Annotated in this window: 1 protein-coding gene; it reads right to left on the reverse strand. The window is 55.9% G+C overall.

Features of this window, described 5'->3' with window-relative positions; all coding sequences use genetic code 11:
• A partial coding sequence (locus tag ACW9IR_RS29645) for a hypothetical protein (protein ID WP_457466167.1) occupies window positions 1–432 on the reverse strand: 432 nt, incomplete at its 3' end.
• Between the last annotated feature and the right edge of the window lie 17 nt (window positions 433–449).

A 449-nucleotide genomic window follows, 5' to 3' on the forward strand; every position in this document is an offset into this window, starting at 1 on the left:
GGTACCGGTCAAGGTTACAACGGGATCGACCGTACCACCGTCGTGCACAATTTCTACGCCTTTGGAGTCTTTCACCGAGGTGATTTCCGGTTTCACATCTTCCACAGCCTTGATCTTGTAGGCCTTCACCGGCCCGACAATCGCGTCCGCTTCGACCTGACTTGAGGTCAGTGCCAGTTTGTAATGCAGCTCCAGATCCGTGTCGTGCCCCAGATCCTTCAAATAACTGTAGGGAATGGTCTGCTCATATTTACCCGCATTGATCCACGTCTGATTGACCGAGGCACCGGGCACTCGCCATAACACTCGATTGTGCTCCGCCCCCTGAGAGGTTTTACCTTTAAGCTCCGCCCACACCGGCTGGCCATTTTTCATGAACGCCCACACCCCGGCGCGGAATGTCGCGCCCGCTGTAACCTTGCTCAGATCCAACTCATCCCCCTCGGCCT

This window comes from Pseudomonas sp. SDT291_1_S447 (genome assembly GCF_054070155.1).